Source organism: Salicibibacter cibi (genome assembly GCF_016495865.1).
In the GTDB taxonomy this organism is placed as follows: domain Bacteria; phylum Bacillota; class Bacilli; order Bacillales; family Marinococcaceae; genus Salicibibacter; species Salicibibacter cibi.
Map to the genome: position 1 here is coordinate 115,488 of NZ_CP054706.1, position 17,277 is coordinate 132,764.

The 17,277-nt window shown below is 50.1% G+C and carries 11 protein-coding genes, 9 tRNA genes and 4 rRNA genes; all 24 read left to right on the forward strand.

Annotated elements, in window-relative coordinates:
- Positions 1 to 136: 136 nt before the first annotated feature.
- Positions 137 to 901 (forward strand): type III pantothenate kinase, encoded by a 765-nt coding sequence (locus HUG20_RS00530; RefSeq protein ID WP_200086836.1) that lies wholly within the window; start codon positions 137 to 139, stop codon positions 899 to 901.
- A 76-nt stretch (positions 902 to 977) separates the two neighbouring features.
- Complete coding sequence (hslO, locus tag HUG20_RS00535; RefSeq protein WP_200086838.1) at positions 978 to 1,877, forward strand: Hsp33 family molecular chaperone HslO; 900 nt, start codon at positions 978 to 980, stop codon at positions 1,875 to 1,877.
- Between the two features lie 115 nt (positions 1,878 to 1,992).
- Complete coding sequence (cysK, locus tag HUG20_RS00540) at positions 1,993 to 2,922, forward strand: cysteine synthase A (protein WP_200086840.1); 930 nt, start codon at positions 1,993 to 1,995, stop codon at positions 2,920 to 2,922.
- Positions 2,923 to 3,152: 230 nt separating this feature from the next.
- A complete protein-coding gene (locus HUG20_RS00545) occupies positions 3,153 to 3,743 on the forward strand; it encodes an anthranilate synthase component II (protein ID WP_200086842.1) in 591 nt (196 codons plus the stop codon).
- A gap of 321 nt (positions 3,744 to 4,064) precedes the next feature.
- The gene (gene folP, locus HUG20_RS00550; protein WP_200090327.1) at positions 4,065 to 4,913 is read left to right on the forward strand and encodes a dihydropteroate synthase; all 849 of its coding nucleotides are present in this window, start codon (positions 4,065 to 4,067) and stop codon (positions 4,911 to 4,913) included.
- On the forward strand, positions 4,906 to 5,268 hold the full coding sequence (folB, locus tag HUG20_RS00555; protein ID WP_200086844.1) for a dihydroneopterin aldolase: 363 nt from the start codon (positions 4,906 to 4,908) through the stop codon (positions 5,266 to 5,268). The genes folP and folB overlap by 8 nt, the downstream gene beginning before the upstream one ends.
- On the forward strand, positions 5,265 to 5,798 hold the full coding sequence (gene folK, locus HUG20_RS00560; protein ID WP_200086846.1) for a 2-amino-4-hydroxy-6-hydroxymethyldihydropteridine diphosphokinase: 534 nt from the start codon (positions 5,265 to 5,267) through the stop codon (positions 5,796 to 5,798). Before folB ends, folK begins: the two co-directional genes overlap by 4 nt.
- Positions 5,750 to 5,977 carry a helix-turn-helix domain-containing protein gene (locus tag HUG20_RS00565; RefSeq protein WP_200086848.1) on the forward strand — a complete coding sequence of 76 codons (228 nt, stop codon included), beginning with the start codon at positions 5,750 to 5,752 and terminating at the stop codon, positions 5,975 to 5,977. The genes folK and HUG20_RS00565 overlap by 49 nt, the downstream gene beginning before the upstream one ends.
- Before the next feature lie 5 nt (positions 5,978 to 5,982).
- A complete protein-coding gene (gene dusB, locus HUG20_RS00570; RefSeq protein WP_200086850.1) occupies positions 5,983 to 6,972 on the forward strand; it encodes a tRNA dihydrouridine synthase DusB in 990 nt (329 codons plus the stop codon).
- A gap of 305 nt (positions 6,973 to 7,277) precedes the next feature.
- A complete protein-coding gene (gene lysS, locus HUG20_RS00575) occupies positions 7,278 to 8,774 on the forward strand; it encodes a lysine--tRNA ligase (RefSeq protein WP_200086852.1) in 1,497 nt (498 codons plus the stop codon).
- Between the two features lie 360 nt (positions 8,775 to 9,134).
- Positions 9,135 to 10,694 (forward strand): 16S ribosomal RNA (locus HUG20_RS00580).
- Positions 10,695 to 10,881: 187 nt separating this feature from the next.
- Positions 10,882 to 13,802, forward strand: a 23S ribosomal RNA gene (locus tag HUG20_RS00585).
- A gap of 68 nt (positions 13,803 to 13,870) precedes the next feature.
- Positions 13,871 to 13,987, forward strand: a 5S ribosomal RNA gene (gene rrf / locus HUG20_RS00590).
- A gap of 9 nt (positions 13,988 to 13,996) precedes the next feature.
- Positions 13,997 to 14,072 (forward strand) — tRNA-Val (locus HUG20_RS00595).
- Positions 14,073 to 14,076: 4 nt separating this feature from the next.
- Positions 14,077 to 14,152: transfer RNA gene (locus HUG20_RS00600), tRNA-Thr, on the forward strand.
- A 16-nt stretch (positions 14,153 to 14,168) separates the two neighbouring features.
- A tRNA-Lys gene (locus HUG20_RS00605) sits at positions 14,169 to 14,244 on the forward strand.
- Positions 14,245 to 14,249: 5 nt separating this feature from the next.
- Positions 14,250 to 14,324 (forward strand) — tRNA-Gly (locus HUG20_RS00610).
- Positions 14,325 to 14,327: 3 nt separating this feature from the next.
- Positions 14,328 to 14,404, forward strand: a tRNA-Arg gene (locus HUG20_RS00615).
- A 10-nt stretch (positions 14,405 to 14,414) separates the two neighbouring features.
- A tRNA-Pro gene (locus tag HUG20_RS00620) sits at positions 14,415 to 14,491 on the forward strand.
- 14 nt (positions 14,492 to 14,505) lie between these two features.
- Positions 14,506 to 14,581 (forward strand) — tRNA-Ala (locus tag HUG20_RS00625).
- Between the two features lie 96 nt (positions 14,582 to 14,677).
- Positions 14,678 to 16,237 (forward strand): 16S ribosomal RNA (locus HUG20_RS00630).
- The 16S, 23S and 5S rRNA genes sit together here with 9 tRNA genes alongside, the layout of an rRNA operon.
- 111 nt (positions 16,238 to 16,348) lie before the next feature.
- Positions 16,349 to 16,425 (forward strand) — tRNA-Ile (locus tag HUG20_RS00635).
- Between the two features lie 16 nt (positions 16,426 to 16,441).
- Positions 16,442 to 16,517: transfer RNA gene (locus tag HUG20_RS00640), tRNA-Ala, on the forward strand.
- A gap of 276 nt (positions 16,518 to 16,793) precedes the next feature.
- Positions 16,794 to 17,264 (forward strand): CtsR family transcriptional regulator, encoded by a 471-nt coding sequence (locus tag HUG20_RS00645; protein ID WP_200086854.1) that lies wholly within the window; start codon positions 16,794 to 16,796, stop codon positions 17,262 to 17,264.
- The last annotated feature ends 13 nt before the right edge of the window (positions 17,265 to 17,277 follow it).

Consider the following 17,277-nt stretch of genomic DNA (forward strand, 5'->3'; position numbering starts at 1 on the left):
CACTGGGCATCCCTTTTTCTGGGCAGGTAAGAAAGTATAAATCAACTTCTTACCTCATAAGTGCGACTAAGGTTTTCGCCATAAAAGCTTGGCGATAAGTCAAGTTTTTCTAAAGAAATCGGAAAGGGTTGAGCCTATGATTCTTGTTATAGATATTGGGAATACGCACATTGTTTTTGGGGTATACAAGGAACGGCACCTCCTAAACCATTGGAGAGTTTCAACGGTTCATGATAGAAGCGAAGATGAATATGGCATATTAATGTGTACACTCCTTGAAAACAAACAGATTGCCGTTGATAAGATTAAAGGTGTTATCATCTCGTCGGTAGCCCCCTCGCTCATGTTCGCGTTTGAACATATGGCCGAGAAGTATTTTAATCAAACCCCCATGGTCGTTGGTCCGGGCATCAAAACAGGGTTGAACATTCTGTATGACAACCCGCGTGATGTAGGTGCCGATCGTATTGTGAATGCAGTAGCGGCCATTGAAGAATACGGAACGCCTCTCGTCATCGTGGACTTCGGGACGGCAACGACATTTTGTTATATCGATGAGAAGGGAAGCTATGTAGGAGGGGCGATCGCCCCTGGTATTACAATATCCACAGATGCTTTGTATACCCATGCGTCAAAGCTTCCGCATATTGAAATTGCAACGCCCCAATCCGTTGTCGGTCAAAATACCATTCAAGCGATGCAATCGGGAATTTTCTATGGCTATATTGGGCAGGTTGACGGAATTGTCAATCGGATGAAGGCACAAGCGGCTAAAGAACCAAAGGTGATTGCCACAGGGGGACCGTCGGAATTAATCGGGCAATCTGCTGCTTCGATTGATACTGTTGATGCATTTTTGACACTAAAAGGGTTGAAATTGATTTATGATAAAAACAAATGAAGATTGAGGATTCATTTGTATGGGTGCATATAAGGATGGATAAAGTGAAATTCCCATCAAAGGAGGGCTTTTTAGCTTGCAAGATTATCTTTTGAAAGCAACAGCTTTTGAACAACAAGTGCGCGTATACGCGACGATTACGACCGATATGGTGAACGAAGCCGTACTACGTCATCAAGCGTATCCCACGGCGTCGGCTGCGCTTGGTCGGACGATGACCGTTTCCACGATGATGGGTGCGATGATGAGCGGCGACGATAAACTTACGGTGAAAGTGGAAGGGAACGGCCCCCTCGGTCCAGTCATCGTCGACAGTACGGCAGAAGGAAATACAAGAGGATATGTGCACAATCCCCGGGTTCATTTTGAATTAAATCGTTTCGGCAAACTTGATGTCGCCCGCGCCGTTGGACATAGCGGTCATATTGCTGTCGCCAAGGATCTCGGCATGAAAGAAACGTTTACGAGCCATTCCCCTATTGTATCGGGAGAATTGGGAGAAGACTTCACGTATTACTTTACGACATCCGAACAAGTTCCTTCCTCTGTCGGGCTTGGCGTCCTTGTGGATACGGACCATTCTGTTTTAGCCGCGGGAGGATTTATCGTACAAGTTTTACCGGGAACAGAAGAAGCCGTCATCGATCACGTAGAGAAACACATTGAAGCCGCTCCGCCAATCTCAAAATTAATTGAACGGGGGTACAATCCGGAACGCATCGTCGAGACGGTCACAGGCGGAGATTATCAATTTTTGGAAAAAATGCCCGTGCAGTTTAAATGTTCATGCTCAAAGGAACGGATTGGACGCGCGATGGTTGGGTTGGGAAGCGAGGAAATCCAATCGATGATTACGGAAGATCACGGTGCGGAGACGGAATGTCATTTTTGCCATGCCCAATATCCATTTAACGTTGAAGATTTGATGCAATTAAAACAAGAAGCATTGAGTCAGGAAAATCACGAGGGACGATAACCTGGTCCGAAAGGAAAAGCATTAGCATCACTGGTTCGTTGACAAACGTAACCGATTCGAGTACGATGAATATAATACCAATAAACATACTGGGAATTAAGAGGAGGAAAAAACGATGAGCAAAGTGGTAAATTCCATTACTGAACTAATTGGGGACACGCCTCTCGTTAAATTAAATCGACTCACGGGAGAAAACGATGCCGATGTTTATTTGAAGCTCGAATTTTATAATCCTGGCAGCTCGGTGAAGGACCGAATCGCCTTGGCGATGATTGAACGGGCTGAAAAGGAAGGCAAGTTAAAACCCGGCGATACGCTTATAGAAGCTACGAGCGGGAATACAGGAATCGGACTCGCGATGGTTGCCGCTGCGAAAGGCTACCGTTCCGTTCTCGTCATGCCGGATACGATGAGCCAGGAACGCCGTAATTTGTTGAGAGCATACGGAGCAGAACTCGAACTGACTCCCGGGGCAGAAGGAATGGGCGGCGCGATCCGTAAAACCAATGAATTGGCAGAAGAAAAGGGTTACTTTATTCCGGAGCAATTCGAAAATCAAGCCAATGTGGACATTCATCGGGAAACGACAGGCCGGGAATTGCTCGAGCAAGTGGATGGACAAATTGATGCCTTTGTAGCCGGAATAGGTACAGGCGGTACGATTACCGGTGCCGGCCGACTGTTAAAAGAACACTATCCGAACCTCAAGAACATTGCTGTTGAACCGGCGGACGCACCAGTATTGTCCGGTGGCGAAAAAGGACCCCATAAAATCCAAGGTATTGGTGCCGGGTTTGTTCCGGGAATTTTGGATACGGAAGTCTATGATGAAGTTGTTACCGCAACAACCGACCAAGCTTTCGAATACGCTCGCCGTGCGGCTCGTGAAGAAGGCATCCTAGGCGGCATTTCTTCAGGCGCTGCGCTTTATGTCGCTGTGGAAGAAGCCAGAAAGCAAGGAAAAGGAAAGAAAGTCGTCGTTGTGATCCCGTCCAACGGTGAACGTTATTTAAGTACACCGCTTTATCAGTTTGATGATGAGTAATTAGACGTATCTTTCTTTCTGCCGGAGAAAACAAGTGCTTAGTCTTGTTTTCTCCGGCTTTTTTTTAGCAGGAAAGAAAGCATAAATCAACTTCCTTACTTTCATAAGTGCAACGAAGGCTTTCGTCATAAAAGCGTGGAACTTGTTTGATCATTGATTGCCCCTTTTGTCAATGATAAACTATAAAGGAGTTATTGAGATGAGTACAGGTGAGCAGAGGAGGAGAAAAGATGTTATTTGTGATTGATAATTATGATTCATTTACGTATAATCTCGTTCAATATTTGGGCGAGTTAGGTGAAGAATGTGTGGTGAAGCGTAACGATGAAACGTCGGTGAAGGAGATCGCGGAGATGCAACCTGATCGGTTAGTGATATCTCCGGGACCTTGTGCTCCCAATCAAGCCGGGGTCACGCTTGAAGCAGTTCAGTATTTTAGCGGCCGGATTCCCGTTCTCGGTGTTTGCTTGGGGCATCAGGCTATTGGTCAAGTATTCGGCGGCAAAGTCGTACGGGCATCCCGATTGATGCACGGCAAAACCTCTCGTTTGATTCATGATAACCAAACCTTGTATAAAGGGATTTCTCAGGAAACTGAAGTCATGAGGTACCATTCTTTAACGGTAGAATCGGCTTCTCTCCCCGATTGCCTGGAGGTTACGTCGTGGACGGAAGAAGGAGAACTGATGGGTTTCCGGCATCGTAGTCACCCGACGGAGGGTGTTCAATTCCACCCGGAATCGATCATGTCCAAACATGGCAAGGAGATGCTCGCCCAATGGCTGACTGCGTATACAACCCCTGATCTTTTGGGCGTTTAACTTGCTTACAAGACCACAAAAGGCACGAAAATTGTTCAACCAAGGGAAGGCGAAAGTGTATAAACGGATGCCCTTCATGTTTCAATAATTCAGAGGGGATGAACCCCTCTGATGGAAGTTTCGTTTTATGTTTGTTCGTAGAAAAACTGGTTATTTTGATATGAGATTAGTTGAGCGTCGTTGAAAGAGCAAGCACATTATTAATGCAAATCCAAAAAAGAGATGGGAAGTGCAGGCTGTCTCCTCTCATGACTGGAGTCACGAGTCTCCGACAGCCCTAATTCAATGAAGCTCGGAGTTGCAAAGGAGGGGATGGAAAAAATGGTTAGCGATCGTTCCATTTATGGAGATGGATGGACACTCGATTTTTCCGAAAAAACAATGGTAATGGGCGTTTTAAATGTCACCCCCGATTCATTTTCCGATGGGGGTTTTTATAGCAATATTGATCAGGCGGTGGCAAGGGCCAAAGAAATGGTAGCAGAAGGTGCAGATATCATAGATATCGGCGGGGAATCAACACGCCCGGGCTTTGAGCCGGTTTCTTTGGAAGATGAACTTTCCCGGGTTTTACCGGCGATACGTGCTGTGTCAAAAGCCGTTGATATCCCTATTTCGATCGATACGTATAAAGCTGAAACAGCTCGGCAAGCGGTAGAAGCAGGCGCTGATATCATTAATGACATTTGGGGCGTTAAATATGACGAGCAAATGGCTACGGTCGCAGCTGAAGCTCAAGTGCCAATCATCCTGACGCATAACCGGGAACATCCGTCCTATGATGATCTTATTCCGGAGATTATTGCTGATTTGAAAGAGAGCATTGATAGTTGCATATCAGCGGGGGTGAAACATTCCAACATCATTCTTGATCCCGGGATTGGTTTTGGGAAATCACATGAGGATAATCTGGAAATAATGCGCCGTTTGGATGAGATTGTGGAACATGGATTTCCGGTTTTATTGGGAACGTCAAGGAAATCAATCATTGCCAAGACCCTCGGTCTCCCGGCTCATGAACGCTTGGAAGGAACCGGAGCGACGGTCAGTCTCGGTGTCGAACGTGGTTGCGATATCGTGCGCGTTCATGATGTCAAAGAAATGGCCCGAACTGTACGGATGATGGATGCCATGTTAGGGAAAGGAAAGGTTGGGGTTCCGTTTGGATAAGGTATTTGTGACCGGAATGAAATTCTACACGTACCACGGTGTTTTTCCGGAAGAAAATAAGCTAGGGCAACGTTTTATCGTAGATGTTGTATTGGAAGCTGATTTAAAGGAAGCAGCTGACCGTGATGATATTGAGAAAAGCGTTGATTACGGAGAGGTTTATGAAGTAACAAAGCAAGTCTTGGAAGGATATACGTATAGATTGGTGGAATCGATTGCCGAGGAAGTAGCTGCACAACTGCTGAACACTTTTTCCATTGTGGAACGGACAACGGTGAAAGTAATAAAGCCTGATCCTCCTATCCCCGGCCATTACGATCATGTCGCGATTGAAATTGTGAGGAGTCGTAGATGAATATCGCTTATGTTGCACTCGGATCAAATATCGGAGACCGGGCCGGATATTTGCAAAAAGCGCTTAAAGAAATTAATCAAACGCAGACAATTCGGATATTCTTGATTTCATCAATCTACGAAACCGAACCCGTAGGTGTTGAATCACAGCCTTATTTTCTTAACATGGCTATCGCGATAGAAACCAATGACTCTGCTGATCATTTATTGGCAAAATTGCAATCGATCGAGTTACGGTTGGATCGCGTGCGGGACATGGAACAAAACGGTCCGAGGACGATGGATCTTGACATTCTTTTATTTAACGATGAAAATATGGAGAAGAATGGGTTGTGCATCCCTCATCCGCGCATGCACGAGCGTGCTTTTGTGCTCATTCCCATGGCAGAAATTGCTCCTCGAGAAGTGATTCCGACTTACAAACAAACGATCGAACATATTTTACATTCAATGCCGAAAAGACTTAGAAAGGAAGTCCGTTTATGGAAACGACAAGGGCAGGGGGAAGAGTTCGGGCTTTTCGAAAATTGAAAGGTTATACCCAGCAAAGCTTTGCAAAGAAAATGCATATGTCCGTATCCGTTGTCGGGGAAATCGAACGCGGGACAAGACTGGCGGAAGAAGACTTTATTAAACGTGCATCCGATCTTTTGGACATTACGATTGAAGAATTGTTGGGCGAAAATCAAATGGAGGATCAGAGTCGGTGAGATAAATGTTACAAATTGGAAATATAAAAATGGAAAACCAAGTGGTTGTGGCGCCTATGGCCGGTGTCAGCAACCCCGCGTTTCGTTTGATTGCCAAGGAGTTCGGTTCCGGGCTTGTTTGTGCCGAAATGATTAGCGACAAGGCTATTTTACATGAGAATGAAAAATCCATGAAGATGCTCTATGTTGATGAGCGGGAGAAACCCCTTAGTCTGCAAATTTTCGGGGGCGACAAAGAATCGCTTGTTGCTGCCGCCCAGGTTGTTGATCAGCAAACGAATGCAGATATTATCGATATTAATATGGGGTGTCCGGTTCCGAAAGTGACGAAATGCGATGCCGGTGCGCGCTGGTTGCTCGATCCCGATAAAATTTATGATATGGTCGACGTAGTCGCTCACAATGTTCAAAAACCGGTGACCGTGAAGATGAGAACCGGATGGGATGATGATCATGTTTATGTGCTCGACAATGCACAAGCAGTGGAATCGGCAGGTGGTCAAGCCGTTTCGGTGCACGGCCGGACACGTTATCAAATGTATGAAGGTTTAGCGGATTGGGAGCTTATTCGGAAAGTGAAGGAGACGGTGAACATTCCGGTCATCGGGAATGGAGATGTCAATACCCCTCAAGATGCCAAACGTTTACTTGAAGAAACCGGTGTTGACGGAGTGATGATTGGGCGTGCGGCATTAGGCAATCCGTGGATGTTATACCGCACTGTAAGATACTTGGAAGACGGCTCGTTACCTGATGAACCTAACGCCAAAGAAAAAATGGACGTCTGTATGCTTCATATGGATCGTTTGATTGATTTAAAAGGCGAAAAAATCGCTGTGCGTGAAATGAGAAAACATGCAGGGTGGTATTTGAAAGGGATGCGCGGCAATGGAAAAGTGCGGGGCAAGATTAATGAACTCGACTATAGGGATGATGTGGCGGATGTCTTGTACCGATTTGTTGAAGACTTGGAAGAAGCGGCCGCTGTGCAATAGACGGAAGTCAGATTTCAGAGGCCAAAGGTCGGTGTCCAAACAACAGAAATCCGAAGACAGAGGTCAGATGAATGGTATATCGAAGAAAAAAAGGACTTCAGTCTGGCTTCCCGCTTTCGAAGTCTGATCTCCGGAATTGCGGGTGCTTACTACCGGGGATAAAGCAATGGGGCGAACAGCAGAAAAACATAAGTGTGCTGCCAGTGCTTAGGCTGGCAGCTTTTTATGGGATCGGGGGATAGCGCCGGTTGCCTCGATCCATTTCAGTAATCGGCAGTTTTCTATCAGAAAGGGGAGATAATCGTATGGCGAAAGACAATCAACAAAATGATCAAATGCTTGTGCGCCTTGAAAAATTACAACAGTTGCAAGAACAAGGGTATAATCCGTTTGGCGTGCGTTTCGACCGCACCCATACAGCTGCAGCGATGCATGAAACCTATGATGAATACAGTAAAGAAGAACTGGAAGTAAAAGAAGGGGAAGAGGCGGTAGCTGTTGCCGGTCGCTTGATGACCAAGCGCGGAAAAGGAAAAGCCGGTTTTGCCCATATTCAGGACCTCAGCGGCCAAATTCAATTATACATCCGAAAAGATGCCGTCGGTGAGGAGCAGTACGAGCGATTTCAGACGTGTGATATCGGGGACATTGTCGCCGTTGAAGGAGTCGCTTTCAAAACGAAGGTTGGAGAATTATCGGTTAAAGCCAATGATTTTCATCTACTGACAAAATCATTGCGTCCGCTCCCGGATAAACACCATGGGCTAAAGGATATCGAACATCGTTATCGACAACGTTACCTTGACCTTATCGTCAACCCTGACGTTCAGGAAACGTTTATCAAACGGGGGCGAATTTTACAATCGATGCGTCGCTATTTAGACGCTCAAGGTTTTCTTGAAGTAGAAACGCCGATGATGCATCAAATCCCCGGTGGAGCCTCTGCTCGTCCATTTGTTACGCATCATAACGCGTTGGACATAGATCTTTATATGCGAATCGCCATCGAACTTCATTTGAAACGTCTCATTGTCGGCGGTCTTGAAAAAGTGTATGAAATTGGGCGTGTATTTCGAAATGAAGGTGTCTCTACAAGGCATAACCCTGAATTTACGATGATTGAATTATATGAGGCGTATGCTGATTTCCGAGATATCATGACCTTAACGGAAAATTTGATCGCTTATATCGCGAAAGAAATCCATGGGGAGACGCAAGTGCAATATGGCGATGAAACGATTGATCTTTCTCCCTCATGGCGGCGCGTCCACATGGCAGATTTGATAAAAGAAGAAACAGGTGTAAATTTTTGGGCGGAAATAAGCGATGAGGAAGCTCATCAGCTTGCTAAAAACCATCGCGTCCAAGTGGATGATCATATGACATTCGGCCATATCGTGAATGAGTTCTTTGAGCAACTGGTGGAAGATAAGCTCGTGCAGCCTACATTTGTCTATGGACATCCTGTTGCCATATCTCCATTGGCACGCCAGAATGCAGAAGACTCCCGTTTTACGGATCGGTTCGAATTGTTTATCGTTGGCCGGGAACATGCAAATGCTTTTACGGAATTAAACGATCCCGTTGATCAGCGAGCAAGATTTGAAGAACAGGTCAAAGCGCGAGAGCGCGGAGATGAAGAAGCGCAAATGATGGACGAAGACTTTTTGGAAGCATTGGAATACGGGATGCCACCCACGGGTGGATTAGGCATTGGCATTGATCGCCTAGTTATGTTGCTTACAAATTCATCATCGATACGCGATGTACTCTTATTCCCGCAAATGAAGGCAAAGGATTAAAATGGGCACTGCATTGGTATAATTGCTAATGCAGTGTCCATATCCTGGCTTCTTGGTACATGCTCGTATAGGAGAGCAATTTAAGTTTGGTCCCAGGACTGCTGTCAGTGTAAAATTTAACACTTGCTATAAATGTTATCAGATGGTATATTCTTATTTGTCGTTGCCTCGCGTGACACCACAAAAATTAATTAAAAAAGTTGTTGACACGGCTTTTTGATAGTGATAGCATTATAAAAGTCGCCGTAAGGAAACGCGACGACATCAATTGCCCATTGAAAACTGAATGAAAGCCAAGCGAACGAATGAAGAAATGAAGCCAGCGCTTCCGGCACCCCCCGTGTGGGAAGCGGAACTACTTTTATGGAGAGTTTGATCCTGGCTCAGGACGAACGCTGGCGGCGTGCCTAATACATGCAAGTCGAACGGGCCCCCGAAGGTGCTTGCACCTTCGGGAGGCCAGTGGCGGACGGGTGAGTACCACGTGGGCAACCTGCCGTTGAGCTGGGGATAACACCGGGAAACCGGTGCTAATACCGAATAAGTCCTTTTTCGCACCTGCGAAGGAGGAGAAAGGCGGTCTTTAGGAAGGCCGTCGCTCAACGAGGGGCCCGCGGCGCATTAGCTAGTTGGTGGGATAAGGGCTTACCAAGGCGACGATGCGTAGCCGACCTGAGAGGGTGATCGGCCACACTGGGACTGAGACACGGCCCAGACTCCTGCGGGAGGCAGCAGTAGGGAATCATCCGCAATGGGCGCAAGCCTGACGGTGCAACGCCGCGTGAGTGAGGAAGGTTTTCGGATCGTAAAGCTCTGTTGTGAGGGAAGAACAGCTTTTGGAGGAAATGCCGAGAGTATGCCGGTACCTCACCAGAAAGCCACGGCTAACTACGTGCCAGCAGCCGCGGTAATACGTAGGTGGCAAGCGTTGTCCGGAATTATTGGGCGTAAAGGGCACGCAGGCGGTGAGGCAAGTCTGATGTGAAAGGCCGGCGCTTAACGCCGGAATGGCATTGGAAACTGCCTGACTTGAGGACAGAAGAGGAGAGTGGAATTCCACGTGTAGCGGTGAAATGCGTAGAGATGTGGAGGAACACCAGTGGCGAAGGCGACTCTCTGGTCTGTACCTGACGCTGAGGTGCGAAAGCGTGGGGAGCGAACAGGATTAGATACCCTGGTAGTCCACGCCGTAAACGATGAGTGCTAGGTGTTAGGGGTTTCGATACCCGTAGTGCCGAAGCAAACGCAATAAGCACTCCGCCTGGGGAGTACGACCGCAAGGTTGAAACTCAAAGGAATTGACGGGGGCCCGCACAAGCGGTGGAGCATGTGGTTTAATTCGAAGCAACGCGAAGGACCTTACCAGGCCTTGACATCCTCTGATCGCCTTGGAGACAAGGTTTCCCTTTTGGGCAGAGAGACAGGTGGTGCATGGTTGTCGTCAGCTCGTGTCGTGAGATGTTGGGTTAAGTCCCGTAACGAGCGCAACCCTTGAATGTCGTTGCCAGCATTAAGTTGGGCACTCGACATTGACTGCCGGTGACAAACCGGAGGAAGGCGGGGATGACGTCAAATCATCATGCCCCTTATGGCCTGGGCGACACACGTGCTACAATGGACGGTACAACGGGCAGCGAAGCCGCGAGGTGGAGCGAATCCCCGGAAAAGCCGTTCTCAGTTCGGATTGCAGGCTGCAACCCGCCTGCATGAAGCTGGAATCGCTAGTAATCGCGGATCAGCATGCCGCGGTGAATACGTTCCCGGGCCTTGTACACACCGCCCGTCACACCACGAGAGCCGGCAACACCCGAAGTCGGTGAGCGAACCTTAGGGACGCAGCCGCCGAAGGTGGGGCTGGTGATTGGGGTGAAGTCGTAACAAGGTATCCCTACCGGAAGGTGGGGATGGATCACCTCCTTTCTAAGGAGCTATACCGGTCCCTCGGTGAAGGGACCGGAGGCAAACGCTTGGGCTTTCATTCAGTTTTGAGCGGGCAACTGCTCAAGAGACGTTCTTTGAAAACTGAATAACGCGATAAAGCTTGAATGGACACACACCGGGTGTCGAAAAGAAACGAGCGTTTTTTGGAAAGGCCCATGCCTCAAGTGGTTAAACGAGGAAGGGCACACGGTGGATGCCTTGGCACTAGGCGCCGATGAAGGACGGGACGAACACCGATATGCTTCGGGGAGCTGTAAGTATGCGTGGATCCGAAGATGTCCGAATGGGGGAACCCCTTCTCCGTCATGGGAGAAGATCATCTGCCGAAACCATAAGCAGATGAAGGCAAACCCGGCGAACTGAAACATCTTAGTAACCGGAGGAAGAGAAAGCAAACGCGATTTCCTGAGTAGCGGCGAGCGAAACGGAAGCGAGCCCAAACCGGGCGGCAAGTCCGCCCGGGGTTGAAGGACACGCCATACGGAGTGACAAAGGGGCGATGTAGCGGAAGCGACTTGGAACGGTCCGCCACAGAAGGTAAGCGCCCTGTACGCGAAACATCGCCCTCTCCGGCGTGGATCCTGAGTACGGCGGGACACGAGCAACCCCGTCGGAAGCAGGGAGGCCCATCTCCCAAGGCTAAATACGACCTAGTGACCGATAGTGAACCAGTACCGTGAGGGAAAGGTGAAAAGCACCCCGGGAGGGGAGTGAAAGAGAACCTGAAACCGTGTGCCTACAGGTGGTCAAAGCCCATTCATGGGTGATGGCGTGCCTTTTGTAGAATGAACCGGCGAGTGACGATGACGTGCGAGGTTAAGTTGAAGAGACGGAGCCGCAGCGAAAGCGAGTCTGAAACGGGCGCATGAGTATGTCGACGTCGACCCGAAACCGTGTGATCTACCCATGTCCAGGGTGAAGGTCGGGTAACACCGACTGGAGGCCCGAACCCACGTCAGTTGAAAATGACGGGGATGAGGGGTGGGTAGGGGTGAAATGCCAATCGAACACGGAGATAGCTGGTTCTCCCCGAAATAGCTTTAGGGCTAGCCTCGGAGGGAAGAGTCCTGGAGGTAGAGCACGGATTGGATGAGGGGTCCCCACAGGATTACCGAGTTCAGTCAAACTCCGAATGCCAGCGACTTGTTCTCCGGGAGTCAGACGGCGAGTGCTAAGATCCGTCGTCAAGAGGGAAACAACCCGGACCACCGGCTAAGGTCCCCAAGTATGGGTTAAGTGGGAAAGGATGTGGCGTTGCTTAGACAACCAGGATGTTGGCTTAGAAGCAGCCATCATTGAAAGAGTGCGTAATAGCTCACTGGTCGAGTGACGCTGCGCCGAAAATGTAACGGGGCTAAACCCATCACCGAAGCCGTGGCAACTCGAAGAGTTGGGTAGGGGAGCGTTCTGTGTGCCGGGAAGGTTGACCGTGAGGACAGCTGGAGCGCACAGAAGTGAGAATGCCGGTATGAGTAGCGAAAAGAAGGGTGAGAATCCCTTCCGTCGAAAACCTAAGGTTTCCTGAGGAAGGTTCGTCCGCTCAGGGTTAGTCGGGGCCTAAGCCGAGGCCGAAAGGCGTAGGCGATGGATAACTGGTGGAAATTCCAGTACCACCGAAGGCTGTTTGACCGAAGGGGGGACGCAGAAAGGAAGGGCGAGCGCGCCGATGGATAGGCGCGTCGAAGCGACCGAGGCTGTTGGGCAGGCAAATCCGCCCAACGCAAAGGCTGAGGCGTGACCGCGAGGGAACTAAAGTACCGAAGTCCCCGCACCTCCGCTGCCGAGAAAAGCCTCTAGGAAGGCCGACGGTGCCCGTACCGCAAACCGACACAGGTAGGTGGGATGAGAATTCTAAGACGCGCGGGAGAACTCTCGTTAAGGAACTCGGCAAAATGACCCCGTAACTTCGGGAGAAGGGGTGCTCTTGCGGGTGCAAGCCTGCGGGAGCCGCAGTGACAAGGCCCAAGCGACTGTTTACCAAAAACACAGGTCTCTGCGAAGTCGAAAGACGAAGTATAGGGGCTGACACCTGCCCGGTGCTGGAAGGTTAAGAGGACGCGTTAGCCCTAGCGGGCGAAGCGCGGAATTGAAGCCCCAGTAAACGGCGGCCGTAACTATAACGGTCCTAAGGTAGCGAAATTCCTTGTCGGGTAAGTTCCGACCCGCACGAAAGGTGCAACGACTTGGGCACTGTCTCAACGAGAGACCCGGTGAAATTATATGACCTGTGAAGATGCAGGTCCCCGCGACTGGACGGAAAGACCCCATGGAGCTTTACTGTAGCTTGATATTGGGTTTTGATATGGCTTGTACAGGATAGGCAGGAGCCTAGGAAACCGGAGCGCTAGCTTCGGTGGAGGCGCCGGTGGGATACTGCCCTTGCGATATGAAAATCCTAACCTCGAACCGTGAGCCGGTTCAGGGACAGTGTCTGGTGGGCAGTTTGACTGGGGCGGTCGCCTCCTAAATGGTAACGGAGGCGCCCCAAGGTTCCCTCAGAATGGTTGGAAATCATTCGAAGCGTGCAAAGGCAGAAGGGAGCTTGACTGCGAGACGTACTGGTCGAGCAGGGACGAAAGTCGGGCTTAGTGATCCGGCGGCACCGCATGGAAGGGCCGTCGCTCAACGGATAAAAGCTACCCTGGGGATAACAGGCTAATCTCCCCCAAGAGTCCACATCGACGGGGAGGTTTGGCACCTCGATGTCGGCTCATCGCATCCTGGGGCTGAAGTCGGTCCCAAGGGTTGGGCTGTTCGCCCATTAAAGCGGTACGCGAGCTGGGTTCAGAACGTCGTGAGACAGTTCGGTCCCTATCCGTCGCGGGCGCAGGAAATTTGAGAGGAGCTGTCCTTAGTACGAGAGGACCGGGATGGACACACCGCTGGTGTACCAGTTGTTCCGCCAGGAGCATCGCTGGGTAGCTACGTGTGGATCGGATAAGTGCTGAAAGCATCTAAGCACGAAGCCGACCTCAAGATGAGATTTCCCGTGAGACCCCTTAAAGACGATAAGGTAGATAGGTCTGAGGTGGACGCGTGGCGACACGTGAAGCTGACAGATACTAATCGGTCCAATGGTTTATCCACGAATGGGTCATGCACATCCGGCATTCATGCATAAGCGTTATTCAGTTTTGGGAGAATGTCTCCCACGGTCAGGTGGCGATAGCGAAGAGGCCCCACCCGTTCCCATGCCGAACACGGAAGTTAAGCTCTTCAGCGCCGATGGTAATCGGGCGGTAACGCCCCGTGAGCGTAGGACGTCGCCTGGCGAAATTTGTGGAGGGTTAGCTCAGTTGGGAGAGCATCTGCCTTACAAGCAGGAGGTCGGCGGTTCGAGCCCGTCACCCTCCACCATTTTGCCGGTCTAGCTCAATTGGCAGAGCAACTGACTTGTAATCAGTAGGTTGGGGGTTCAATTCCTCTGGCCGGCACCATTTTACATAACATAATGAGCCATTAGCTCAGCTGGCAGAGCATCTGACTTTTAATCAGAGGGTCGGAGGTTCGAATCCTCCATGGCTCACCATTTTAGCGGGAGTAGTTCAGCGGTAGAACACCACCTTGCCAAGGTGGGGGTCGCGAGTTCGAATCTCGTCTTCCGCTCCATAGGCGCCCGTAGCTCAATTGGACAGAGCGTCTGACTACGGATCAGAAGGTTAGGGGTTCGACTCCTCTCGGGCGCGCCATTATTCATAACGGGAAGTAGCTCAGCTTGGCAGAGCACTTGGTTTGGGACCAAGGGGTCGCAGGTTCAAATCCTGTCTTCCCGACCATGATTTTAGGATTAGGGGCCTTAGCTCAGCCGGGAGAGCGCCTGCTTTGCACGCAGGAGGTCAGCGGTTCGATCCCGCTAGGCTCCACCATCAATTGCCCATTGAAAACTGAATGAAAGCCAAGCGAACGAATGAAGAAATGAAGCCAGCGCTTCCGGCACCCCCCGTGTGGGAAGCGGAACTACTTTTATGGAGAGTTTGATCCTGGCTCAGGACGAACGCTGGCGGCGTGCCTAATACATGCAAGTCGAACGGGCCCCCGAAGGTGCTTGCACCTTCGGGAGGCCAGTGGCGGACGGGTGAGTACCACGTGGGCAACCTGCCGTTGAGCTGGGGATAACACCGGGAAACCGGTGCTAATACCGAATAAGTCCTTTTTCGCACCTGCGAAGGAGGAGAAAGGCGGTCTTTAGGAAGGCCGTCGCTCAACGAGGGGCCCGCGGCGCATTAGCTAGTTGGTGGGATAAGGGCTTACCAAGGCGACGATGCGTAGCCGACCTGAGAGGGTGATCGGCCACACTGGGACTGAGACACGGCCCAGACTCCTGCGGGAGGCAGCAGTAGGGAATCATCCGCAATGGGCGCAAGCCTGACGGTGCAACGCCGCGTGAGTGAGGAAGGTTTTCGGATCGTAAAGCTCTGTTGTGAGGGAAGAACAGCTTTTGGAGGAAATGCCGAGAGTATGCCGGTACCTCACCAGAAAGCCACGGCTAACTACGTGCCAGCAGCCGCGGTAATACGTAGGTGGCAAGCGTTGTCCGGAATTATTGGGCGTAAAGGGCACGCAGGCGGTGAGGCAAGTCTGATGTGAAAGGCCGGCGCTTAACGCCGGAATGGCATTGGAAACTGCCTGACTTGAGGACAGAAGAGGAGAGTGGAATTCCACGTGTAGCGGTGAAATGCGTAGAGATGTGGAGGAACACCAGTGGCGAAGGCGACTCTCTGGTCTGTACCTGACGCTGAGGTGCGAAAGCGTGGGGAGCGAACAGGATTAGATACCCTGGTAGTCCACGCCGTAAACGATGAGTGCTAGGTGTTAGGGGTTTCGATACCCGTAGTGCCGAAGCAAACGCAATAAGCACTCCGCCTGGGGAGTACGACCGCAAGGTTGAAACTCAAAGGAATTGACGGGGGCCCGCACAAGCGGTGGAGCATGTGGTTTAATTCGAAGCAACGCGAAGGACCTTACCAGGCCTTGACATCCTCTGATCGCCTTGGAGACAAGGTTTCCCTTTTGGGCAGAGAGACAGGTGGTGCATGGTTGTCGTCAGCTCGTGTCGTGAGATGTTGGGTTAAGTCCCGTAACGAGCGCAACCCTTGAATGTCGTTGCCAGCATTAAGTTGGGCACTCGACATTGACTGCCGGTGACAAACCGGAGGAAGGCGGGGATGACGTCAAATCATCATGCCCCTTATGGCCTGGGCGACACACGTGCTACAATGGACGGTACAACGGGCAGCGAAGCCGCGAGGTGGAGCGAATCCCCGGAAAAGCCGTTCTCAGTTCGGATTGCAGGCTGCAACCCGCCTGCATGAAGCTGGAATCGCTAGTAATCGCGGATCAGCATGCCGCGGTGAATACGTTCCCGGGCCTTGTACACACCGCCCGTCACACCACGAGAGCCGGCAACACCCGAAGTCGGTGAGCGAACCTTAGGGACGCAGCCGCCGAAGGTGGGGCTGGTGATTGGGGTGAAGTCGTAACAAGGTATCCCTACCGGAAGGTGGGGATGGATCACCTCCTTTCTAAGGAGCTATACCGGTCCCTCGGTGAAGGGATCGGAGGCAAACGCTTGGGCTTTCATTCAGTTTTGAGCGGGCAATTTGCAACTGATATTCCTACATATTTTCACAGATGGGCCTGTAGCTCAGTTGGTGAGAGCGCACGCCTGATAAGCGTGAGGTCGGTGGTTCGAGTCCACTCAGGCCCACCATCTGATTTTAATAAATGGGGCCTTAGCTCAGCCGGGAGAGCGCCTGCTTTGCACGCAGGAGGTCAGCGGTTCGATCCCGCTAGGCTCCACCATAAGCGATAAACACAGACGGCACTGCGGTCTGTTTTTTTATGTGATTAAATGGATGTGTAGTTTTTGGAAACTTGGTCTGCTCTCACTTCTCTCCGCCTCTTTTATCCTTATCGGAAATATAATCCTTTTTTATGGCATGAATGCTTTTATTTCAGGCTATCCTGTTACCGTGGATGGCTTTTTTTAATCGGCAAGTGGGCAAGTGCCGACTTGAAAATGCAATGAATTTGTATTATATTAAAGTCAAAGATAGTCAAGGTCAGGGGGTGGGTATGATGGGGAATAACATTTCTGATGTCATTGAACATTATATAAAATCGATTTTGACCAAAGAAGAACAGAATTTAATAGAAATAAAAAGAAGTGAACTTGCCAAGCACTTTGAATGTGTACCTTCGCAAATTAACTATGTGATTCGCACCAGATTTACAGTAGAGAAGGGCTATGTTGTTGAAAGTAAACGTGGCGGCGGTGGTTATATTCGGATTACAAAAGTACGGCATGCAGATCATCAGGAATTGTGTGACCAATTAATTGATCACATTGGGAAGGCCATTGATCAAAGGATGGGAAAAAGCATTGTTCTTCGATTATTGGAAGAGGGGGCTATTAGCAAGCGAGAAGGGAATATGATGCTTGCGGCGATCGAACGGGAGGTCATCTCTCTTCCGGTTCCTGCTCACCGCGATATGATCCGGGCGAATGTTTTGAAAGCAATGCTTTCGAGTTTGAAGTATAAGATTTAACTTAGAGGGGAAG